Below are 21,908 nucleotides of genomic sequence, written 5' to 3'. Positions count from 1 at the left end.
TCAGCCGGAGACGACCTCCGGCTTTTCGCCCTGATCCTCCTCGTGCTGGTGGCTGATGTCGACCAGCATGACCTTGATCGACGCGAGGATCGGATCCGCGAACAGGATTCCGAGGATGCCGAACAGCGCCCCCATCAGGAGCTGCATTGCAAGCAGCACCGCCGGCGCCAGGTCGACTGTCCGCCGCGCGACATAGGGCACGACGACATAGCCGTCGATGTTGTGGACCAGGAAATAGACGACCACGCACCACAGGCCCTGGCTGTTGCTCGCGCTGAAGCCCACCGCGACCATCAGGATCCCGCTGGTGATGGCGCCGATATTGGGGATGAACGCGAGGACGCCTGTAAGAAGGCCGAGCAGGCCTGCCATCGGGATGTGCCCAAGGCTTAACATGAACCAGGTGAACACGCCCTCGAACACCATGGCGATCAGCCGGCCGCATAGAAGTCGGCGAACGGTGAAGCCCACATGTTCGGCGATGCGGTAGAAGCCGGTACGGTAGCGGAGCGGCAACATCCAGGCGATACCGCGATCATAGAGCCTCGGCTCGGACGTCAGGAAGATGCCGATCACGATCATCGCAATCAGGCTTGCTACGGCGCCGACGACAGTTCCGACCGCGCTCGTCAGCCGTCCGACACCCCCCAGCAGTTGCGAGCTGAAATCCCCCAGCTGGCCCTTCGGCATGAGGCCAAGCGATGAGGCGAAGGCCGCGAGGCGGTTGAACTGCGCCGTGACGACGTCGCGCAATGCCTCGGCCTGCGCGGCGATCGTTGTCCCCGCAAACCAGGCCACCCAGCCAATGAAACTGAATCCGAGGAGCAGCACGATCAGCAGGCGCCAGCCGCGCGGGATGGGCAGCCAGCGGCCGAGCAGACGCACGCCGCCGTCTAGGAAGACCGCGAAGATCGCTCCGCCGACGATCAGCAGCAACGGCTGGCCAAGCACGATGACCCCAGCGATCGCCAGCGCCATTCCGAACCACACGGCCGCCTTCTGCATCTCGCGGCGGACGAGGGGATCGCGGAACTCCGCCGGACCTGGCCGCTCGACGTGCGGTTCGGTCGTGGCCGGAGTTTCGGCCATCAATTCTGCCGGAGCGACGTGCCGGCCCGGCCGTGTCGGAAGGCCGGGAGCCAGGTGAGGGGGTTCCACCAGACACTGGTGCCGTCGAGCGAGAAGGTGATGAACTCCGCCCGGCCTCCGAGATTTTCCCAGGGCACCGGGCCGCCGAGGCCGCCATCCGATTCAGGCACTCGGCTGTCCGCGCTGTCGTCGCGGTTGTCGCCCATCAGCCAGACGTGGTCGGCGGGGATCGTCACCGGGCCGAAATTGTCTTCTGTGGTCGGGCCAAGGTCGACCGTGTTGTACTGGCGGCCGTTCGGCATTGTCTCGCGAACGGTAGGCACCCGGCAGTAGATCTTTCCGTCGGCTCCGCGCACGCGATAGTCGTATAGCTTAGGATCCTGGGTCGATCCGCAAGGCGAGTTGGCGTCGATCGGGACGATGGTCGGTGCGACCCACTGCCGTTTCACCGGCTGGTTGTTGATGAACAGCTGCCCATCCTCCATCCGCACATTGTCCCCGGGAAGGCCGATCACCCGCTTGATGTAATCCTGAGTGGTTCCCGGCGGCGTGACGATGACGATGTCGCCGCGCTGGGGCATGCGGCCGAGCAGCCGCCCCTGCCAGTGCGGCAGGACGTGGAAGCTCGGGCTGACCCACGACCAGCCGTAGGGATATTTCGTCACCACCAGCCGGTCGCCGGTGAGAAGGCCGGGCATCATGGATTCGGATGGGATGTAGAATGGCTTGGCGACGAAGCTGTGGAACGCGAGCACGGCCAGGAGCACCCAGAGCAGGCCCTTGATCTCCCGCCACAGGGCGGACCCCTGCTGCTCGTCCTTAGCCGGGGGCGACGCTTCGTCGCTGGCGGTCGCCTCGGGGACAGTATCGGTCAACACTCAGGGCTCCAGTCTGCGGGCGGTCAGGATCACGAAGGCCTGCGCCCAGGGATGATCGTCGGTCATTGTGAGATGTATGTCGAGGGCGTGGCCGTCCGGCGCAAGTGCGTCAAGCCGCGCCTTCGCGCCGCCGGTGAGCCTTAGCGTCGGCGCCCCTGACGGCAGATTAACGACGCCGATGTCCTTCATGAAGACGCCGCCCTTGAACCCGGTGCCGACAGCCTTGGAGAAGGCTTCCTTTGCGGCGAAGCGCTTGGCGAGGGTTTCGGCCCGAGTGTGCGGACGCGAGCCAGCCTTGGCTTTCTCGACGTCGGTGAAGACCCGATCGAGGAACCGGTCGCCGAAGCGGTCGAGCGAATGCTGGATGCGCTCGATGTTGCACAGGTCGGAGCCGATGCCGACGATCACCGTGCTGCGTCCATCAGCTCACGCATCCGGCGGACGCTCACTTCGAGCCCCGTGAAGATCGCCTCGCCGATCAGGAAGTGGCCGATGTTGAGCTCGGCGATTTGCGGAATGGCCGCGATGGGAACGACATTGTCGAAGGTCAGGCCGTGACCGGCGTGAGGTTCGATGCCGTTCTTCGCCGCGAGCGCGGCGGCGTCGGCAATGCGGCGGAGCTCAGCGGTGCGCTCCTCGCCTTGCGCATGGGCATAGCGACCGGTGTGGAATTCGACGACCGGAGCGCCGAGGCGGACAGCGGCTTCGACCTGACGCTCCGTGGGTTCGATGAACAGGCTGACGCGAACCCCCGCATCGTGGAGCTGCGCAACCACCGGCGTCAGTTGATCGAACTGCCCAGCCGCATCGAGCCCACCCTCGGTGGTCCGCTCCTCGCGCCGCTCGGGAACGATGCAGGCGGCGTGCGGTCGGTGGCGCAGCGCGATCTCCAGCATTTCTGGGGTCGCCGCCATCTCCAGGTTCAGCGGCAGGTCGATCTCGGCCATCAGCCGCTCGATGTCGCGGTCGGTGATGTGGCGACGGTCCTCGCGCAGGTGGGCGGTGATGCCGTCGGCGCCGGCTTCGGCCGCCAGCGTCGCGGCGCGCACCGGGTCGGGATGATCACCGCCACGCGCGTTGCGAATGGTCGCGACGTGATCGATGTTCACTCCAAGACGGCACCTGCTCACGCGGCGGCGCGGCTCCCCGGCTTGACCGCGGGCATCGCGGCGAGATCCGCCGGCAGCGCGTCGGCGTCGTAGGTCGGCACATCGATGCGGATCAGCGGCGTGAACGGAATGCCGAGGTCGGTCTTGCCCGACGAGCGATCGACCAGCGCTGCCTCGCCGATGACGTCGCCGCCCGCCTTGCGCACCGCCTCGATCGCCTCGCGAGATGAAAGGCCGGTCGTGACCACGTCCTCGACCATCAGGACCTTCGTATTCGGAGTGAGCGCGAAGCCTCGGCGAAGCTCGAAAATGCCCTGTGGCCGCTCGACAAACATCGCGGGCTTTCCGAGCGCCCGGCCCATCTCGTGGCCGATGATGACCCCGCCCATCGCGGGGGAGATCACCACCTCGACCCGGTCGCGTATGTCGGGTGGAAGCTTGGCGGCAAGCGCCTTCGCCAGCCGTTCGGCCCGCGCCGGGTCCATCAGCACCCGCGCGCATTGCAGGTAGCGCGGGCTCCTCAGGCCCGAGGACAGGATGAAATGCCCTTCAAGCAGGGCGTCCGCAGCGCGGAATTCCGCCAGGATCTCGTCGTCGGTCATGGCCACTCCGGCTGTTGGCGAACCGGGCAATAGGCCTGCCCACGCGCGCCTTCAACCGCGAGCGGCGGAGGCGCCGATGAGGCGCTTGAGGCTCAGGGAACCCGCGCCTATAGAGCCCTCGCAATGATGGCGGCGCAGTCCCGCGCCCCAGGTCCAACCGCACGTCTGCCGGGGTGAAGATGAGATTGATTGGATGGGCGATCGCCCTGGCCGTTGCCGGCATCACACCTGCGGCGGCCCAGACGACGGCAAGCGCGCCCACCCCAGTGACGTCGAGCGCCGCGGCGCCAAAGGGTGCGACGGCGGCTCCGGTCGCGACTCCTCCCGCCGGGACGGCGCAGAATCCCGGCAAGGCCGATGCCGCGCAGCCGGCAATCGTTCCCGGCTCGGTCGGCCACATGATCCCGACGCCGGGCGCCGGCGAGCCGAACGGCAGCAAGGGGATACAGCTGCAGGTCACGCCGATCGGCGAGGAAGCATCGCATTTCCACAATTGGTGGCTGCTGCCCCTGTGCGCGATCATTAGCGCCTTTGTGCTGATCCTGCTGATCACCGCTCTGGTCCGCTTCCGCCGCGGCGCCAATCCGGAGCCGTCGCGCAATTCGCACAACACCCTGCTCGAGGTCGTCTGGACGTTGGCGCCGGTGCTGATCCTCGTCGCCATTGCGATCCCGTCGATCCGACTCCTGCGCCACCAGTACGACCCGCCCAAGGCGGACGTGACGGTGAAGGTGACGGGCCACCAATGGTATTGGTCGTACGAGCTTCCCGATTATGGCGTGTCGTTCGACAGCTACATGCTGAAGGAAGCCAAGGACCCGACCCGCCAGTCGAACCAGCGTGCTCGCACCAACGCCGACGGCCCGCCGCTGCTCGCGGTCGACGAGCGGCTGGTGATTCCGGCCGGGAAGGTCGTGAAGTTCATCGTCACCGCGGACGATGTCATCCACAGCTTCGCCGTCCCCGCCTTCTGGCTGAAGCAGGACGCCAATCCGGGCCAGCTCAACGAGACCTGGGCCAAGGTTGACCGTCCCGGTGTCTATTTCGGCCAGTGCTCGGAGCTGTGCGGCGCCCGCCACGGCTTCATGCCGATCGCAGTCGAGGTCGTGCCTGCGGCGCAGTTCGCCGCCTGGGTCGCCTCGAAGGGTGGCACCATGCCGGGCGCGAAGCCGATCGCTGCAGCCCTTCCCACGGGCGGTGCTGCCGGGCAGATGACGACGCCTGCGCCCGCCGTTCCCGGCACGGCGACGGCCGTCCCGGCACCCGCTCCCGCCAATCCGAACGTCGCCAATCGCGCGACCGCCAACGACTGACGACCAGGACCAGTAGCTCATGAGCACGACCGCCGACGCCTTCCACCTGCAGCCCCACGAAGCGCACGACGCGCATCATGACGCGGACCACAAGCCGGCCTTCTTCACCCGCTGGTTCATGTCGACGAACCACAAGGACATCGGCACGCTCTACCTGATCTTCGCGATCATCGCGGGCGTCATCGGCGGCGCGATCTCGGGCATCATGCGCTGGGAGCTGATGGAGCCGGGCATCCAGGTCCTCAACCGCGCTTGGCCGATCGGCGCCGGCACGGCGAACTTCGACGAGTGGACCCACCATTGGAACGTGCTCATCACCGCGCACGGCCTGATCATGGTCTTCTTCATGGTCATGCCGGCGATGGTCGGCGGGTTCGGCAACTGGCTGGTGCCACTGATGATCGGAGCGCCGGACATGGCGTTCCCGCGTATGAACAACATCAGCTTCTGGCTGCTGATCCCTGCCTTCCTGCTGCTTCTTGGCTCGACCCTGGTGCCCGGCGGGACTGGCCTTGGTGCCGGCACCGGCTGGACGCTCTACGCGCCGCTCTCGACCTCGGGTTCCAGCGGCCCGGCGGTCGACATGGTGATCTTCTCGCTCCACCTTGCGGGCGCAAGCTCCATCCTGGGCGCGATCAACTTCATCACGACCATCTTCAACATGCGCGCGCCGGGCATGACCCTGCACAAGATGCCGCTGTTCGTGTGGTCGATCCTGATCACCGCGTTCCTGCTGCTGCTGGCGCTGCCGGTGCTTGCGGGCGCGATCACGATGCTCCTGACCGACCGCAACTTCGGCACGACCTTCTTCGACGCGTCGGGCGGCGGCAACGTCGTTCTCTACCAGCACCTGTTCTGGTTCTTCGGCCACCCCGAGGTCTACATCATGATCCTCGGCGGCTTCGGCATGATCAGCCAGATCGTCGCGACGTTCAGCCGCAAGCCGGTGTTCGGCTATCTCGGCATGGCCTACGCGATGGTCGCGATCGGCCTCGTCGGGTTCGTTGTCTGGGCGCACCACATGTTCGTCACCGGCATGAACGTGAACGAAAAGATGTACTTCACCGCGGCGACGATGATCATCGCGGTTCCCACCGGCGTGAAGATCTTCAGCTGGATCGCGACCATGTGGGGCGGCTCGATCACCTTCGAGACCCCGATGCTGTTCGCAATCGGCTTCATCTTCCTGTTCACGGTCGGCGGCGTAACCGGCGTCGTCCTGGCGAACGGCGGCGTCGATACGTACATGACCGACACCTATTACGTGGTGGCTCACTTCCACTATGTGCTTAGCCTCGGCGCGGTGTTCAGCCTGTTCGCCGGTTTCTACTTCTGGTTCCCGAAGATGAGCGGCAAGATGTACAACGAGGTGCTCGGGAAGCTGCACTTCTTCCTGATGTTCGTCGGCGTGAACATCGTCTTCTTCCCGATGCATTTTCTCGGGCTCGACGGCATGCCTCGGCGCATTCCGGACTACACGCCGGCCTTTGCGGAGTGGAACAAGATCTCGACCTATGGCTACATGATCACCGTCGCCGGCGTCGCGATCTTCTTCGTCAACATCTTCTGGTCACTCGCGGCCGGAAAGAAGGCTCCGGCCAATCCGTGGGGCGAAGGCGCAACGACGCTCGAATGGACCCTGCCGAGCCCGCCGCCGTTCCACCAGTTCTCGACGCTGCCGCGGATCGACTGATCAGAGATCGCTGCGTCCGTACGATCGACCGAACGGCGCGCGGGCGCGGCGAGTGAAATTGGTGCGCTGGATGCTCGCCGTGGCCAGCATCGCGCTGGTCGCTGCGTTGTGTGCCGCGCATCATTCTCCTTCAGCCACCATGCGATCGGTCGTCTATGCCGCGGACGACACGGATTTCCCGAACCCGGAACGGGGATTTTCCAGGTCGAAGGGCAGTGGGGCGCAGGCGCGGGCGGCCGGTCTGTCGCTGATTCACGTCTACTTCCGGCTCGACGCGTTCCGCGGCTCTGCGCTTCCGCAGACCTTCATCGACGACATCAGCCGACGCTTGGCCGAGGCACGAGCAAGCGGCGTGAAGGTGGTGCCGCGCTTCACCTATAATTTCCAGAAAGAGCCGTTCCATGCCGGTGTCGATAACGACGCACCGCTGCCGCGCGTCCTCGAGCACCTGAATCAACTCGCGCCCGCGCTGCGCGACAATGCCGACGTCATCGCCTTCATGGAGGCTGGCTTCGTCGGCGCCTGGGGCGAATGGCACGATTCGACGAGCGGCCTTACCGATGTGGCGGCGGAGCGGACGATCCTGAGGCGCCTGCTCGACATCCTGCCGAAGTCGCGCTCCATCGTGCTTCGCTACGAAGGGGACAAGCGGGCAGTCTTCGGCCGCGACACGCCGCTGATGGCTAGCGAGGCGTTCAGCGGATCGAGCGTCTCCCGCGTCGGTCACCACAACGACTGCTTCCTGGCTTCGGACACCGATTGGGGCAGCTATAGGCCGACGCCGCAGCGCTCGATCGCCGCGGCGAAGGCCTATCTGTCGGCCGAAAACCGCTTCGTTCCGCAGGGCGGTGAAACCTGCAACGACGCGGCGGACGCGAAGCCCTACATCGGCTGCACCAACGCTTTGAAAGAGCTTTCCACCCAGCATTGGAGTCAGCTGAACGCCGACTATCACCCGGCGGTGCTGGCGCTGTGGAAACGGCAGGGCTGCTATTCCGAGATTTCCAGGCGGCTTGGCTACCGTTTCCGGCTGCTCCGGTCCGCCTACGCGCCGACCGTTGTCGGGGGAGGAACGCTTCGTGCGAAAATTATCCTCGGCAACGACGGGTTCGCTGCACCGTACAATCCACGCCCGCTCGAACTGGTGCTGAGAGGAAGCGCTGGTGAGGCAGTGCGGTTACACTTGCCGCAGGATCCGCGCCGTTGGCTTCCGGGCGCACCAATCACGCTCGACGTCGTCGTCAGGCTGCCCAGTGGCATGCCGAGCGGTACGTACGGCGCCTATCTTGCATTGCCCGATCCCGAGCCGCGCCTGCGTGGACGTGCCGATTATGCGATCCGACTGGCCAACCAGGGCAGCTGGAACCCCGCGACCGGCGAGAACGACCTCGGCTGGCGCCTGCGCGTCGACTAGCGGCTACTTCACTCGCGCGGCCTTGATGATCTTGACCGGCGGCTCCAGCATCTGTCCCTTCATCGGACCGATCCCCTTGGTCGCGGAGACCGGCGCCGCGAAGATCTGGCGCACGACATCCATCCCCTCGGTGACGTGCCCGAACGGCGCAAAGCCGTCGGGGTCCGTGCCGCCGGGTGCTCCGGCGTCGAAGCCAGGCTGGTCGGTCAGCAGGATGAAAAAGTCCGACGTCGCGCTGCCCGGAGCGCCGCGTGCCATCGAAATCGCTCCGGCGACATTGTGAAGGCCGGTCTTGCTGCTCGGCTCGTCGGTGATCGGCGGATAGAGCTTGCGGGCATCGCTGGTGATGCCGCCCTGGATCAAGCCCCCGCTACCGACATGCATCGCGCGGTAGAAGCTCTCGCCATCGAGTCGGTGGCTGTCGACGTAGTGCAGGAAATTCGCGGTCGTGACCGGGGCCTTCCCGCGGTCGAGCGCGATCACGATCCGGCCGAGGCTCGTGTCGATCGCGACCGGAACCAGGTCTGCGGCGGCTGCTGGAGCCGCTGCGGCGGAAGGGGTTGGCGAAGGGGTCGCGACCTGTGCGAGCGCCGGGTTGGCGAAAAGGGCGGCGGCGAGCAAGGCGATTCGTGTCTGCATGGATTCCAGACTAGCTGTCCCGGTCGCGCGCGTGGAGAGTTAATCGGCAAGGGGTTTTCGCCGCGCCCCCAGCCGCTTATACGCGCGCTCGTGCCCACCATCGAAATGACGAACACGGTCGCGCTGCCCGCGGACTGGCGCGACATCCTCGCGTTGACCAAGCCGAGGGTCATGAGCCTGGTCGTCTTCACCGGTCTCTGCGGGCTGCTGGCCGCTCCCCAACTGCCGCCGCTGGCGTTGGGGTTCACGGCGATCCTCTGCATCGCGCTTGGCGCCGGCGCCTGCGGGGCGCTCAACCAATGGTATGAGGTCGAGCTCGACGCCAAGATGCGGCGGACGGCCAAACGCCCCCTTCCCTCAGGCCGGATGGACCGGCAGGGCGCGCTCCATTTCGGCGTCGGGCTCGGCGCTTTCTCGGTCGTCCTGATGGGCCTTGCGACCAACTGGCTGGCGGCGGGGCTGCTGGCGGTGTCGATCCTCTTCTACGTGGTCGTCTACACCATGTGGCTGAAGCCGCGGACAGCGCAGAACATCGTCATCGGGGGAGCCGCGGGCGCCTTCCCGCCGCTGATCGGCTGGGTCGCCGCGACCGGGCATTTCGCGCCACTGCCGGTGCTCCTCTTCGCGCTGATCTTCATGTGGACCCCGCCGCACTTTTGGGCGCTGTCGCTGTTTGTCCGGTCGGACTACGCCACGGCAGGCATCCCGATGCTTCCGGTGGTGGCAGGCGTCCAGAACACCCGCCGGCAGATCTTCCTCTACACTTTGCCGATGGCTGCGGCCGCGATCGCGCCCTGGCCGCTCAGGCTCGCCGGCCCGATTTACGGCGTCGCGGCAGGCCTGCTCAGCGCGATCTTCGTCCTGCTGGCGCTTCCGGTCCTCGCCAACCAAGCGACGGAGCCGAGCGCGATGGCGCCGGAAAAACGGCTGTTCGGCTTTTCGGTCCTTTACCTCTTCGCGATCTTCGGCGCGCTGGTCGCGGACCGCTGGATCGTCGGGTGATGCGCGGGGACGATCGGAACGATGGCTCGAGCGGCCAGGGCCGGTGGGGACCGCCGGACTATCACTGGCCAAAGCTGAGCGACGGCGACTTCGAGCTCTTGCGCAGGCGCCAGCGGGATCGGGCGCGGATCACGGCATGGCTCCTTGGCGCCTTCGTCGTGCTGCTGTTCTTCATCACGATCGCCAAGACGAGCACCAACTGGTGACGACTGCGGCCGCGCAACGGAACAACCGTGTCGCGTTGATCACCGCGATCATTGCTCTTGCGGCGCTCGGGATGGCCTTCGCCTCGGTGCCGCTCTACCGCGCCTTCTGCAGCCTCACGGGCTGGGACGGCACGCCGCGCCGGGCCGAGCGTGCGCCGGGCGCGGTTGCGGGCCAGATCGGCGTCCGCTTCGACGCTAACGTCCACCCCGGCCTGCCGTGGAAGTTCGAGCCAATGCAGAACACGGTGAGGATCGCGCCCGGCGCCCGGACCCAGATCTTCTACAAGGCGACCAACCTCAGCAACCACGCCATCACCGCTCAGGCGGCGTACAACGTCACGCCGGATACCGTTGGGGAATATTTCAACAAGATCCAGTGCTTCTGCTTCAACGAGCAGACATTGAAGCCGCACGAGACCGCGATCATGCCGGTAATCTTCTTCGTCGACCCGAAGATCCGCGACGACGAGGACACTCGGACGGTCGACGAGATCACCTTGAGCTACACATTTTACCCGGTGGAAACTGGCGCATCGGCCCGCTAGAGGCCGAAGTCACGACCGGACGAACGAGGGAAGCTGAGACGACATGGCTGGAGCGAAGAATCACGACTACCATCTCGTAGAGCCGGATCCCTGGCCGCTAATCGGCGCCTTCAGCGCGCTGGCGCTGTTCGGTGGACTGGTCATGTGGTTCCACGACAATCGCTATGGCCCGATCGTCGCCGGCATCGGCCTCGCCTCGGTCCTGTTCACCATGTACAATTGGTGGCGCAATACCGTCATCGAAGCCCACGAGGGCTATCATACCCCGGTCGTGCAACTTCACCTGCGCTACGGCATGATCCTGTTCATCGCGTCCGAGGTGATGTTCTTCCTCGCCTGGTTCTGGGCCTTCTTCGACAGCTCGCTGTTCCCGTCGGCGGTCGACGCCGTCGGTGGCGTGTGGCCGCCCAAGGGCATCGAGGTTCTGACGCCGTGGGGCTTCCCGCTGCTCAACACCTTGATCCTGCTGTGTTCGGGAACCACGGTTACCTACGCCCACCACTCGCTCATCCACGGCGACCGGCACGGGCTGAAGCTTGGTCTGTGGCTGACGATCCTGCTCGGCCTGACCTTCACCTCGATCCAGGCCTGGGAATATGCCCATGCGCCGTTCGCCTTCAAAGGTAACATCTACGGCGCGACCTTCTTCATGGCGACCGGCTTTCACGGCTTCCACGTGATCGTCGGGACGATCTTCCTGACCGTCTGCCTGATCCGCTCCTACAAGGGAGACTTCACGCCGCGGCAGCATTTCGGTTTCGAGGCGGCGGCCTGGTACTGGCACTTCGTCGACGTGGTGTGGCTGTTCCTGTTCACCTCGATCTACGTCTGGGGCGGCTGGGGCGCGCCGCACGCCGGCTGACGTTCCGGGCTTCACGTGGCTGAGCCCAGCGTGCTCCAGGCGGCGATGACCGGCGCCTGCCCGCGCTGCGGCGCACGCACCGTGTTCGCCGGATGGGTCCGCTTCGCCGACCGCTGCCGAAGCTGCGGGCAGGATTTTGCGTCGTTCAACGTCGGTGACGGCGCCGCCGCCATTCTGATCCTTGTCGTCGGCGCGATAGTCACCGTCGGCGCGCTGGTGCTGGACGCCGCGTCCGAGCCACCTTTCTGGGTCCACCTCGTCTGGATCCCCGTCGCCACGGTGCTGACGGTCGGGGGTCTTCGCATCACCAAGGCATGGCTGCTCGCGCAAGCCTACCGTCACCGTGCGCGCGACGGGCGGCTGGCCGAATGATGCGGCGCATCCCCATGGTCGCGACACTCGTCGTTATCGCCGCCGTTGCGCTGATGGTCGGACTTGGCGTCTGGCAGCTCCAGCGCGCCCAATGGAAAGAGGGGCTGCTGGCGCAATATGCGAAGGCGCAGAGGCTGCCGCCGATCGCCTGGCCGACCACGCCCCTGTCCCAGGACCAGCTGCCGTTGTTCCGAAGCGCGACCGGCATGTGCCTGCAACCGATCGCGCGGCGCGCGGTCGCCGGCGAGAACATGTCCGGCGAACCCGGATTCGCTCAGATCGTCATGTGCCGCACCGGCGCCGAGGGTCCGGGAATGGCGGTCGAGGTCGGTTGGTCGAAGAACCCCAACGCGGCCGTCAACTGGCGCGGGGGGCCGGTCAGCGGCGTCATCGCGCCCGATTCGCAGATGGGCATGCGGCTGGTCGCAGCGTCTGCCCCGCCCGGGCTCGAGCGGAGCGCGCCGCCGACGCTGCAATCGATCCCCAATAACCATCGCTCCTATGCCGTGCAGTGGTTCGCCTTCGCGGCGATTGCTCTCGTCATCTATGCTTTGGCGCTGCGCAAGCGCTGGACTGCACCGGCGGCCAGGCCATGACGGCGGAGATTCAGCGTCTCGCCAATGGCATGACGGTCGCGGTCGACCCACTGCCGGGCGCCGAATCGGTCGCGCTCGGCCTCTATGTAAAGGTCGGCTCGCGATCCGAGCCGGAGGCGCTCGGCGGCATCGCCCACCTTGTCGAGCATATGGTATTCAAGGGCGCCGGCGGCCGCGACACCCGCGCGCTTGCGGAGGCGATCGAGGACGTCGGCGGGTCGCTCAACGCGTGGACGGCGCGCGATCAGACGGCATTCCACGGCCGCGCGCTTGGTCGCGACCTGAATTTGGTCGCTGAACTGATCGCCGACCTGATTCGGGCACCTCACTTCGACGAGGAGCACCTGGAGCGGGAGAAGCAGGTCATCCTGTCCGAGCTCGGCGAGAGCGTCGATTCCCCCGACGACATCGTCCATGACCATCTGTTCGAAGCGGCATTCGAGGGACAGCGAATCGGTCGGCCGGTGCTTGGCAATGAGGCCTCGATTCTCTCGGCCAGTCGCCAGGATTGCTTCGAGTGGCTCGGCCAAGAGTTCGTGCCATCGCGGATGATCCTCGCCGCGAGCGGCAGGGTCGACGCGGACGCGCTCGGGCGGCTTGCGGAGCGTCTGTTCGGTGACGTGCCGGCGCTGCCCGTGCCGGCAGTCGAGGCCGCCCGCTTCACCGGTGGGTTGCGGAACGACCGCCGAAGCTTCGAGCAGGCGCACTGGTGCCTCGCCTTTCCCGGCCTTGCGGCCGCGGACGAAGGGACGCCGGCGCTGTCGTTGTTCGTCCAGGCGCTTGGGGGAGGGACCTCGTCCCGACTGTTCCAGGAACTGCGCGAGGAGCGCGCCCTCGCTTATTCCATCTACGCCTGGAACCAGACCTTCGCCGATACGGGTCTGGTTGGGATCGGCTGCGCGGCGGATCGGGCGCGCGCCGCGGAAGCCATTTCTCTCGCCCGCGATCTCGTCTCGGCGACCGCCGAGGGATTGAGCGCCGCCGAGCTGCAGAGGGCGCGGGCGCAGATGGAAGCGTCCCTGCTGATGGGACTCGAAACGCCGCAAGGCCGGGCGGACCACCTCGCCCGCTCGATCGAGGTGTTCGACCGGGATCTCGAAGCGGGCGAGCTGGTCGATCAGCTCCGCGCCGTCGAACTCGCTGATGCCCGCGCCGCCGGGGCAACCCTGCTCGCGGGTCCAGTAGCGATCGCGGCTGTCGGCACTCGCCTCGCCCTCGCCGCGTGAGCGATCTCCTGACGATTGTCGCCGAGCCATGGCCCGACTGGGCCCTGCTCGACTGCGGCAATGGCCAGAAGCTTGAGCGTTACGGCAAGATCAGCGTCGTTCGTCCCGAACCGCAGGCGATGTGGGCGCCCGCGCTTTCCGCTTGGAACCCCGACGCAACCTTCGTTCCCGGCTCGGACGAGGAGGGCGGTGGGCGTTGGGTGCAGCATCGCCCGGTTCCGCGCCAGTGGGAGCTATCGCGTGGCAATATCCGGTTCAGCGCCTCGCTCACACCTTTCCGGCACCTTGCTTTTTTCCCCGACATGGCGCCGCAATGGGACTGGATGCGCGAGCGCTCCGCCGACGCCGACGTGCTGAACCTGTTCGGCTATACCGGCGTCGGCTCGCTCCAGCTGAGCGACGCCGGCGCCCGGCTGGTGCATGTCGATGCATCGAAGAAGTCCGTCGAGGCGGGACGGTCTAATGCGCAGCTGTCTGGAATGAATGATCGGCCCATCCGGTGGATCGTCGACGATGCGAGCAAGTTCACGGCGCGCGAGGTGCGGCGGAGGCGACGCTACGACGGAATCCTGCTCGACCCGCCGAAGTTCGGACGCGGCCCGGAAGGCGAGGTGTGGCGGCTCGAAGAAGACCTGGCGTCGTTGCTCGCCGACTGCCGCAAGCTCCTCGACGCGGATAGCCGCTTTCTCGTTCTTACCGTGTACGCGGTGCGGATGTCGGCCCTCGCGATCGGCGAACTCGTGAAGCAGACGTTCGCGGATCTCGGCGGCATCGTCGAGTGGGGCGAAATGGCCGTGCGCGAGGAGGCGAGGGGCCTGCTCCTGCCGACCGCTATTTTCGCCCGCTGGAGCCGCTGATCAGCTTCGCGCAGCCCGGATCGCAGCGCCGGCCGCAAAGGGCGCCCCGGCGGTCAGTAGCAAAGAAACCGCCGCTTCCAGCAACGGCGCGCCCGAACCGCCGCCGCTCGCCGCCGCGCCGAAGATCAGCAGCGGCACGGCCAGCGGGAACAGGAGTACTCCGGCAAGCGAGGCGGCGCGAGGCATCCCGGCAGTGACGGCGGCGACTGCGACCGTCAGCGCGGCCAGGCCCGGCGTCCCGATGGCCAGCGCAAGCTCTGTCCTCGCCAGCGCGCGGCCATCCATGCCAAGCAGCGCCGACGCGGGGAGGGCTGCGATCAGCAGCAGAGGCGCGAAGGTCATCCAGTGGCCGACGATCTTCGCAGCGGCGACGGCCTCTTCCGCGCAGCCGCTCAGCACCAGTTGGTCGAGCACGCCGTCGGCGCGGTCGGGCTCGATCAACCGCTCGATCGGCAGAAGCGCCGCGGTCAACGCCGCGATCCATAGCGCACCAGCCCCGACCCGGCCGAGCAGCGCGGCGTCGGGACCGATCGCGAACGGCATCAGAGTCGCGACTAACAGGAAGAAGGCCACGGGCAGCCAGGCAGTTCCAGTGACGCCCCGGCGAACATCGCGCGCAATCAGCCGGCCGATCACCGTCCGAGCTCCAGGATTCGCCACTCGCCATGCAGCGGCTGGTGCGACGCAGCGACGACCGCGCCGCCGGCATCGCGGTGGGCGCGGATGATCCGTGCGAGCCGCTCGGCTCCTTCCGCGTCGAGGGCATTCAGCGGTTCGTCGAGCAGCCACAGCGGCGCGCCCGACGCAGCCACGCGCGCCAGCGTCGCTCTTTTCCGCTGCCCGGAGGAAAGCAAGCGGACGGGCACGTGCGCGAGGCGCGAGATGCCGAGCGCGTCCATCGCGGGCTCCATGGGCGATCCCCAGAACTGCAGCGCTCGGCCAAGCGGTAGTTCGCGGTCGAGCGCCAGGCTATCGTCCGCAAGACCCGCCGGCGCCCGGACGATATCCCCGGCGGACGCCCGCAGCAGCCCCGCGGTGAGGCGGATCAGGCTCGATTTGCCGCTCCCGTTCGGGCCTGCGACATGGAGCCCTTCGCCGGGCGCCAGTTCAAAGTCGAGCGTGTCGAACAGCAATCGTCCGCCGCGCTCCAGGGCAACGCCTGCAAATCGCAGCAGAGGTCCGTTCGCTGTTGCTCCATTGACCTGGCCCAGCCCCTGCATTGTCCTCGCATAGGGTTCCCGGGCGAGAGCCCGCAAGGCCGCGGCGAGGTTGCTACCGACGCGGCCATTCCCTAGACGGGCGCGCTTCCAGGTGATTTCTGGTTATGCAGCGCGGTCCCGTTCGGAACAATGCGCTGCGGGCGGAGCGGTGGCCGAGTGGTCGAAGGCGCTCGCCTGGAAAGTGAGTATACGGCAAAACCGTATCGAGGGTTCGAATCCCTCCCGCTCCGCCATGCAACCAGGAATGATCTGACGTCGAGATTCTCAGCGCTACTGGCGACGGCTCGGCCATCAGGCGTAGCGGCGTTGCGGATTGCTGCCACATGGCTTCGGGGCGGCTAACGTGGGGGAGAGTATGACCGAGGTCCGTCATATTCGACGACTATCGGTGCGATCGTCGAGGAGGGGATGATGCGTTCGATTGCCGCCGCAGTGATATGTGTCGCCCTGCAGCTCGGATCTGCCGGTGCCGCCGATCCGCCCACGCAATTGCTTCCAACGGGGCAGGCGATGACGCCGACGGCCACACCCGGGGCGCGCTTCCAGCCACTCGTCACGCACGTCGGTCCGCATCCCGGCTTCGTCGCCGACGGGGCCGCTGCGATTGCCGTCAGTCCGAATGGCCGCGAGATGCTGGTCCTCACCAGTGGCTTCAATATCTACAACGGCCGTGACGGGAAAATCCTGCCACAACAGTCCACGCAATACGTGTTCCGCTATGCGATCGGAGCATCCGGAGCGATTGCCCTCCAGACCCTGCAGGTGCCGAACAGCTTTGGCGGCCTCGCCTGGCTTCCGAACGGTCGCGCATTCGTCGTCGGTGGTGGAGTCGACGATGCGGTCTATCTCTTCGCGCGCAAGGGCTCGACCTTCCGCGCCGATGGCAAGATCGCCCTCGGCCACAAGGCCGGGCTCGGCGCGAGCGTGCAGCCGCAGGCAGCCGGCGTCGCCGTCAGTCCCGACGGCCGGCAGGCGCTGGTCGCCAATTACTACAATGATTCCGTCAGTCTGGTCGATCTTGCGCGGCGCACCATCGTTGTCGAGCAGGATTTGCGCCCGGGAAAGATCGATCCCAGCCAGGCCGGCGTCCCCGGGGGTGAGTTTCCGTTCGCGGTTGCATGGACAGATGCGCGACATGCCTGGGTTTCGGCGCCGCGGGATCGTCAGCTCGTGCGTCTCGAGATCACTCCGGCGAGCCTTCGCGTCACAGCCCGAATTGCCACTGTCGGTGAACCAACCGCGCTCCTGCTCGACCGCAAGGCCAGGCGCCTGATCGCCACGGAAGATAATGACGATCGGCTCGCGATCCTGGACTTGGCATCGAGCCGCCTTGTCGCCGAACCCCGGCTCGATCTGCCGACAGTGCTTGCCGCGGGTCCGCTCGGCAAGGGTCTCAACCCGAACGGCCTGGCGATCTTGCCGGATGGGCGCCTGCTGGTAACGCTCGGCGGGATCAATGCCGTTGCGGTCGTGGGGCCCGGCGCGACCAGCAATCCCGTGCAGGCACTGATTCCGACCGGCTGGTACCCGAGTGCAGTGGCCACAAGCGCCGGCGGAGCGCGCGTCTTCGTCGTCAACCGAAAGAGTCCGCCCGGGCCGAACGTGCAGGGCTGCCAGCCTCAGCTCGCCGTCTATCGCGGACAGCCGAACGCCTGCGGCGCCACCAACCAGTACATCTTCCAGCTGGAGAAGGCCGGGTTGCTGCAGTTCCCAATGCCGTCTCCCAGAACACTTGCGGCCACGACCATGCAAGTCGCCGAGAACATCGGCTTGCCGGGTGCGAAGGATCGGGCCGCTGCCGAGATGCGCATGGCGGCCATTCGTGCGCGCGTCCGGCACGTCATCTTCATCATCAAGGAGAACCGCACCTACGATCAGGTGCTTGGCGATCTGGACGTGGGTAATGGCGACCCCCACCTCGCGATCCTCGGCGCCGCTTTGTCCCCCAATCATCACAGGCTCGCGCGCCAGTTCGTCACGCTCGACAATCTCTATGACTCGGGAGAACAGTCGAGCACCGGCTGGACATGGTCGACCGCGGCGCGGACGGTCGACCTTCTGGAGAAGACGGCGCCCGTGAATTACGCGGACCGCGGGCTCGCCTATGAGGCCGAGGAAGCCGACCGCTTCGTCTATGAGCAGCAGAGGCCGGCCGAGCGCCAGGCGGTCAACCCGGCCTTGTCGAAGGACCCGGACCTGCTTGCCGGACCCGCGCTCCTCACGGCCCCTGACCCGGACGGCGACGATGCCCCGAATCAGGGCTACCTTTGGGACGCGGCGATCCGCGCCGGGCTCTCGGTCCGCAATTACGGTTTTTCGGACGCCAGTATCTACGACCCCAGTTCGGCCGGTGACGTGCCTGTCCTCCGTGAGCCAGCCAAGGACCATCGGCGCATCTACACGCCCGGCGACCGGCTGCTGGCGAGCCGTAGCGACCCTTACTACCGCGGCTTCGACCTGAGGCTGCCCGACTATTGGCGCGAACTGGAATGGCAGCGCGAGTACGACGAGCAGGAAGCCGCCGGCACGCTGCCCGCGCTGACACTGCTCCGCCTCGGAGGCGACCATTTCGGGTCTTTTGACAAGGCGGTGGATGGTGTGAACACCGTTGAGGCGCAGATGGCGGACAATGATTTCGCCCTCGGCAAGGTCATCGAACGCGTTGCCACCGGCAAGGCAGCCGGTTCTACGCTGGTGTTCATCATCGAGGATGACGCGCAGAACGGGGCCGACCATGTCGATGCCCGCCGCAGCCTCGCGTTGATTGTCGGCCCCTACGTTCGTCAGGGCGCATTGGTATCGACGCGATACACGACACTTAACATCCTTCGGACGATCGAGGCGGTGCTTGGACTGAAGCCGCTCGGGCTGAACGATGCCCTGGCTATCCCGATGGCCGATGTATTCGATCCGTCGCTCACAAGGTGGAGCTATCACGCGCAGGCGGCAAGTGTCTTGAGGACGACGGCGCTCCCGATTCCGGCCGACCGCTTCATGTCGGCTCAGTCCGCGCAGTCCACGTGCCGCGCGCGGAGCACCGGCTGGTGGGCGGAGGCGATGAAGGGTCAGGACTTCCGCAAGGAGGATCATCTCGACACGCCACGCTTCAACGCCGCGCTCTGGCGGGGGCTGGGCACGGGTCCCGAGCCAAACGTCCGTGATGGCCGCGACCTGCGCGCCGGTCGGACCGAGGTCATGGCGGAGAACCCCGCGCCCTGCGCCTTCCGGCCGGCAGCGGCCCAGGTCAGGTGGTCTCGCGCAGCCGCTCCTGAAAGTCATGGTCCGCGATGATCGGCGGCCAAATGGGCTGTTCGCCTGCCGACCGCGCAAGCGGATAAGGGCTTCGGTCTAGAAAATCGGACTGAGCGTCGCGAGCAGGTTCTGCGACAGACGACGCGCGATTCCGTAGTATTCGACATCGCCGCGGCCGATCTGATCGGACTGCGCCAGATACTCGTCCTGGCGCGCCCGGACGGCGGCAGCGAAGGACTCGTCCTCGAACAGGATGTTGTTCTCGAAATTGAGCTCGAAGCTCCGCCGGTCAAGGTTGGCGCTGCCGATGAGGCCGATGCGGCGGTCGACGACCATGGTCTTGGCGTGGAGCAGCCCGGGCCGGAATTCGTGAATCTCGACGCCGGCCTTGATGAGGTCCTTGTAATAGCTGCGGCTGGCCCCGGCGACGACCAGGCTGTCGTTGCGTTTCGGGAAGATGGCGATTGTCCTGACGCCGCGCCGGGCCGCCGAGGTCATCGCGAACAGCAATTGCTCGTCGGGCACGAAATAGGGCGTTGTGATCACCAGCTCCTCGCGGGCCGCGTGAATCATTTGCGCAAAGCAGGCCGGCATCGCGTCAAACTCGATGGTCGGGCCGGTGCCGAGGACCTGGGCGATGATGCGTCCGCCGCCGGGCTGCTGCGGCCTCGACAGCAGGCCGGAAATGTCGTCGCCGCCTTCCGCAATCCAGTCACAGGCGAACAGATACTGGCACTGGCGAGCGACGAGGCCTTTCCACTGGCTCATGATATCGACCCACGGGGCGAAGCGCGGTTTGATGCGGAACTCGGCGTCCGCGCAATTCTGGCTGCCGCACCAGGCCAGCTCATTGTCGACGATCATCAGCTTGCGATGGTTGCGAAGGTCGATGCGACCCCTGATCGCGGTCCACAGCGGATTGCCGAGGGGAAGCGCGACCCGCGCGTCACAGGGGCTACGGCGCAAATCTTCCCAGTGGCGTGACCGGATGAAATGCCTGGAGCCGAGCCCGTCGGCGAGGATTCGCACCTTCACGCCTCGTTTGGCCGCCCGAATGAAGGCCTCCTTCAGCTTCACTCCATTGTGGTCGGCGAGCCAGATGTAGAAGCAGCCGTGAGCCGTGTCCCGGGCGGCATCGAGATCGGCGATCATCTCGTCGATCGCGGCATCGCTATCCGCCGCCAGCCGAGCCACGTTGCCCTGGGTCGGGGCGAGGCCGTTGACCGAGCAGGCAAGCGCGAACGGAGCCCAGTGGGCGCTGTCGCGAACGTCCCGGTCCGGATGGTAATTCCCCTCCGGCCGTCGAAGCCGCCCCTCGATCCCGCGGACGACCTCGCGCCTGGGGTTACTCAGCCGGGCTCCCCCCAGCAGCAGGTAAAGGAGCGCGCCCACGATCGGCAGAGCAACGATCGCCCCGATCCAGGCGAGGCGGGACGCGGGCTCGCGGTGCGGCCGGAGCAAGGCCCCTACGATCGCCGCGAGATCGGCGGCGACGATGATGGCCCAGATGATGGTGTCGATCCCGGCTCTCCCGCGGTGCCAGGCCCATCATATTTCCGAAGGCGCCGGATGCCAGAGGCGATTGCGCCATGCCCCCGGCAAGGCCGCGTCCGCAGCCGGTTGGCAATGTCAGGAGGAGCGGCGCGCCGCCCCGCGATCAGGCGACGATGCGCAGCTTTCCGCGTTTGCCGGGCGCCGCGTAGCACACGACCCCGAGCTCCGCCTGAAGCCTGGCGAGCTCGCGCTCCTTGGCCTCGCGCTCCTGCTCGGCATAGCGCCGCTCGCAGTCTGCTTCCTCGCAGGTCTGTGGGCGTAGATAGGAAATGCTGATCTTGCGCCCGAACACTTCGTCCCCGCGCAACCTCAATTCGGCCTCCGCTTCGGGCGGCAGTGCGTCCCGAAGCTCGACGAGCCGGTCAATGAGAGCGTCGATCGAGGAATGATCCTCGATATCGACAAACTCTTTCACGCGCCTGGTCATGGTCACCCTCCCCGGTCCCCGGGGCTAAATACCGCTCGCACGAATCCCTGTGCAACGCATATGTGCTTTTTATCCCCAGGAGAGTTTCATAGCCGTGAATCAATCGCTCATCCTTCGTGCAGGAAAGCTGCGTCTCGATATCCGGCCCGGTCTCGGCGGCTCGATCGCCGGCCTGCACTGGACGGATGGCGATGGCGAACGTCCGATCCTTCGCCAGTCGCCGGAGGCACTCGACCAAGTTCTCGAGGCGGCTTGCTTCCCGCTCGTCCCATTCGTGAACCGCATCCGCGGTGGCGCCTTCACCTTCCGGGGTCGCGAGATCCGGCTTCCGCTCAACATGGCGGGCGAGCCGAGCCCGATCCACGGCCAGGGTTGGCAAAGCGCATGGCGGGTCGATTCGTGCGACGAGCAAGGTGCGGCTCTCTCGTTTCGGCATGAGGCGGGGGATTGGCCCTGGACCTATGACGCGGCCGAGCAATTCGCGCTGGACGAAGGCGGTCTGTCGGTGCGCCTGACCTGCCGCAACGCAAGCGATCAGCCGATGCCCTGCGGTCTCGGCCAGCACCCCTATTTCCCCTGCGGCCCGGAGACGCGCATCGACAGTGATGTCACCGTCGCCTGGACGATCGACGAAAAGGTATTGCCAGTCGCGCAGGTGCCGGCGACCGGACGCTACGACCTGAAGGACCGTCTCGTCTGCGGCCAGGACCTCGACAATGGCTGGGGCGGTTGGGGCGGCAGGGCCGTCCTTTCCGATCCCGGCTGGCCTTATGAGGTGGCCGTTTCCTCCCCCCAAGCCAGGTTCTTCCAGCTTTACTCGCCGCCGACCGGCGGGGTCTGCGTCGCCGAGCCGGTAACGCACGCCAACGCCGCGCTGAACGCGCCCGAAACCGACTGGTCCGAACTTGGAATGCGGGTTCTCGAGCCCGGCGCGGAGATGAGCCTCGACATGCGCCTCGATGTGATGCCAAGGTCCTGACGCGCCGGTTGAACCGCCGGAAAGCCGCCACTATAGCCCACCGCTCTGCCGCATCCGGAGACGTGGGTGAGTG

General features: G+C 66.5%; 23 protein-coding genes and 1 tRNA gene. 14 read left to right on the top strand and 10 right to left on the bottom strand.

All coding sequences use genetic code 11. The features are described 5' to 3' along the window. From JOZ79_RS06805 to pyrE, 5 genes are read right to left on the bottom strand one after another with little or no spacing between them, the layout of a single operon-like run. Positions 1–1,089 (bottom strand): AI-2E family transporter, encoded by a 1,089-nt coding sequence (locus JOZ79_RS06805; RefSeq protein WP_294072335.1) that lies wholly within the window; start codon positions 1,087–1,089, stop codon positions 1–3. Continuing rightward, positions 1,089–1,964 (bottom strand): signal peptidase I, encoded by an 876-nt coding sequence (gene lepB / locus JOZ79_RS06800; protein ID WP_294072383.1) that lies wholly within the window; start codon positions 1,962–1,964, stop codon positions 1,089–1,091. The genes JOZ79_RS06805 and lepB overlap by 1 nt, the downstream gene beginning before the upstream one ends. 3 nt (positions 1,965–1,967) lie before the next feature. After that, on the bottom strand, positions 1,968–2,375 hold the full coding sequence (acpS, locus tag JOZ79_RS06795) for a holo-ACP synthase (RefSeq protein WP_294072332.1): 408 nt from the start codon (positions 2,373–2,375) through the stop codon (positions 1,968–1,970). Beyond that, entirely contained in the window at positions 2,372–3,097 is a 726-nt protein-coding gene (locus JOZ79_RS06790) for a pyridoxine 5'-phosphate synthase (protein WP_294072329.1), read from the bottom strand. Before JOZ79_RS06790 ends, acpS begins: the two co-directional genes overlap by 4 nt. Then, positions 3,094–3,678: an orotate phosphoribosyltransferase gene (pyrE, locus tag JOZ79_RS06785; protein ID WP_294072326.1), complete on the bottom strand. Its 585-nt coding sequence runs from the start codon at positions 3,676–3,678 to the stop codon at positions 3,094–3,096. Before pyrE ends, JOZ79_RS06790 begins: the two co-directional genes overlap by 4 nt. A gap of 179 nt (positions 3,679–3,857) precedes the next feature. On the opposite strand from pyrE, the gene coxB reads away from it, so the two are divergent. Genes coxB through JOZ79_RS06770 form a run of 3 tightly spaced genes read left to right on the top strand, consistent with a single transcriptional unit; the run spans position 3,858 to position 8,098 of the window. Further along, positions 3,858–4,991, top strand: a complete 1,134-nt coding sequence (coxB, locus tag JOZ79_RS06780) for a cytochrome c oxidase subunit II (RefSeq protein ID WP_294072323.1) — start codon at positions 3,858–3,860, stop codon at positions 4,989–4,991. 19 nt (positions 4,992–5,010) lie between these two features. Next, entirely contained in the window at positions 5,011–6,684 is a 1,674-nt protein-coding gene (gene ctaD, locus JOZ79_RS06775; RefSeq protein ID WP_294072320.1) for a cytochrome c oxidase subunit I, read from the top strand. Positions 6,685–6,736: 52 nt separating this feature from the next. Further along, positions 6,737–8,098, top strand: a complete 1,362-nt coding sequence (locus tag JOZ79_RS06770) for a DUF4832 domain-containing protein (protein ID WP_294072317.1) — start codon at positions 6,737–6,739, stop codon at positions 8,096–8,098. Positions 8,099–8,101: 3 nt separating this feature from the next. Here the strand turns inward: JOZ79_RS06770 and JOZ79_RS06765 are convergent, their stop codons facing one another. Next, entirely contained in the window at positions 8,102–8,737 is a 636-nt protein-coding gene (locus JOZ79_RS06765; protein WP_294072314.1) for a peptidylprolyl isomerase, read from the bottom strand. Between the two features lie 105 nt (positions 8,738–8,842). Here JOZ79_RS06765 and JOZ79_RS06760 point away from each other — a divergent pair, with 105 nt between their 5' ends. From JOZ79_RS06760 to JOZ79_RS06725, 8 genes are read left to right on the top strand one after another with little or no spacing between them, the layout of a single operon-like run. Then, complete coding sequence (locus tag JOZ79_RS06760) at positions 8,843–9,739, top strand: heme o synthase (RefSeq protein WP_294072381.1); 897 nt, start codon at positions 8,843–8,845, stop codon at positions 9,737–9,739. After that, positions 9,739–9,945, top strand: a complete 207-nt coding sequence (locus JOZ79_RS06755) for a hypothetical protein (protein ID WP_294072312.1) — start codon at positions 9,739–9,741, stop codon at positions 9,943–9,945. Before JOZ79_RS06760 ends, JOZ79_RS06755 begins: the two co-directional genes overlap by 1 nt. After that, positions 9,942–10,490: a cytochrome c oxidase assembly protein gene (locus JOZ79_RS06750; protein ID WP_294072309.1), complete on the top strand. Its 549-nt coding sequence runs from the start codon at positions 9,942–9,944 to the stop codon at positions 10,488–10,490. The genes JOZ79_RS06755 and JOZ79_RS06750 overlap by 4 nt, the downstream gene beginning before the upstream one ends. Positions 10,491–10,533: 43 nt before the next feature. Further along, the gene (locus JOZ79_RS06745) at positions 10,534–11,352 is read left to right on the top strand and encodes a cytochrome c oxidase subunit 3 (protein ID WP_294072306.1); all 819 of its coding nucleotides are present in this window, start codon (positions 10,534–10,536) and stop codon (positions 11,350–11,352) included. Between the two features lie 15 nt (positions 11,353–11,367). Then, the gene (locus tag JOZ79_RS06740) at positions 11,368–11,724 is read left to right on the top strand and encodes a DUF983 domain-containing protein (protein WP_294072303.1); all 357 of its coding nucleotides are present in this window, start codon (positions 11,368–11,370) and stop codon (positions 11,722–11,724) included. Next, complete coding sequence (locus tag JOZ79_RS06735; RefSeq protein ID WP_366514799.1) at positions 11,721–12,320, top strand: SURF1 family protein; 600 nt, start codon at positions 11,721–11,723, stop codon at positions 12,318–12,320. Before JOZ79_RS06740 ends, JOZ79_RS06735 begins: the two co-directional genes overlap by 4 nt. Continuing rightward, a complete protein-coding gene (locus tag JOZ79_RS06730; RefSeq protein ID WP_294072300.1) occupies positions 12,317–13,546 on the top strand; it encodes a pitrilysin family protein in 1,230 nt (409 codons plus the stop codon). The genes JOZ79_RS06735 and JOZ79_RS06730 overlap by 4 nt, the downstream gene beginning before the upstream one ends. Continuing rightward, entirely contained in the window at positions 13,543–14,403 is an 861-nt protein-coding gene (locus JOZ79_RS06725) for a class I SAM-dependent methyltransferase (RefSeq protein ID WP_294072297.1), read from the top strand. The genes JOZ79_RS06730 and JOZ79_RS06725 overlap by 4 nt, the downstream gene beginning before the upstream one ends. On the opposite strand, the gene JOZ79_RS06720 is transcribed toward JOZ79_RS06725, so the two are convergent. After that, positions 14,404–15,039 (bottom strand): heme exporter protein CcmB, encoded by a 636-nt coding sequence (locus JOZ79_RS06720; RefSeq protein WP_294072294.1) that lies wholly within the window; start codon positions 15,037–15,039, stop codon positions 14,404–14,406. Then, positions 15,036–15,623: a heme ABC exporter ATP-binding protein CcmA gene (ccmA, locus tag JOZ79_RS06715; protein WP_294072291.1), complete on the bottom strand. Its 588-nt coding sequence runs from the start codon at positions 15,621–15,623 to the stop codon at positions 15,036–15,038. The genes JOZ79_RS06720 and ccmA overlap by 4 nt, the downstream gene beginning before the upstream one ends. 142 nt (positions 15,624–15,765) lie before the next feature. Here ccmA and JOZ79_RS06710 point away from each other — a divergent pair. Both JOZ79_RS06710 and JOZ79_RS06705 read left to right on the top strand, forming a co-directional pair. Then, positions 15,766–15,856: transfer RNA gene (locus JOZ79_RS06710), tRNA-Ser, on the top strand. A 178-nt stretch (positions 15,857–16,034) separates the two neighbouring features. Beyond that, complete coding sequence (locus JOZ79_RS06705; RefSeq protein WP_294072288.1) at positions 16,035–18,914, top strand: bifunctional YncE family protein/alkaline phosphatase family protein; 2,880 nt, start codon at positions 16,035–16,037, stop codon at positions 18,912–18,914. A 57-nt stretch (positions 18,915–18,971) separates the two neighbouring features. Here JOZ79_RS06705 and cls read toward each other — a convergent pair whose 3' ends face one another. Together cls and JOZ79_RS06695 are read right to left on the bottom strand one after the other, a co-directional pair. Next, positions 18,972–20,348 carry a cardiolipin synthase gene (cls, locus tag JOZ79_RS06700; RefSeq protein WP_294072375.1) on the bottom strand — a complete coding sequence of 459 codons (1,377 nt, stop codon included), beginning with the start codon at positions 20,346–20,348 and terminating at the stop codon, positions 18,972–18,974. A gap of 184 nt (positions 20,349–20,532) precedes the next feature. Next, a complete protein-coding gene (locus JOZ79_RS06695) occupies positions 20,533–20,856 on the bottom strand; it encodes a hypothetical protein (RefSeq protein WP_294072285.1) in 324 nt (107 codons plus the stop codon). A gap of 94 nt (positions 20,857–20,950) precedes the next feature. Here JOZ79_RS06695 and JOZ79_RS06690 point away from each other — a divergent pair, with 94 nt between their 5' ends. Then, entirely contained in the window at positions 20,951–21,835 is an 885-nt protein-coding gene (locus JOZ79_RS06690) for an aldose 1-epimerase (protein ID WP_294072282.1), read from the top strand. The last annotated feature ends 73 nt before the right edge of the window (positions 21,836–21,908 follow it).

The organism is Sphingomonas sp., from assembly GCF_019242355.1.
Taxonomy (GTDB): Bacteria; Pseudomonadota; Alphaproteobacteria; order Sphingomonadales; family Sphingomonadaceae; genus Sphingomicrobium.
The sequence above is the reverse complement of the archived record's forward strand: the minus strand, read 5'-3'. Positions and strand labels throughout refer to the sequence as shown.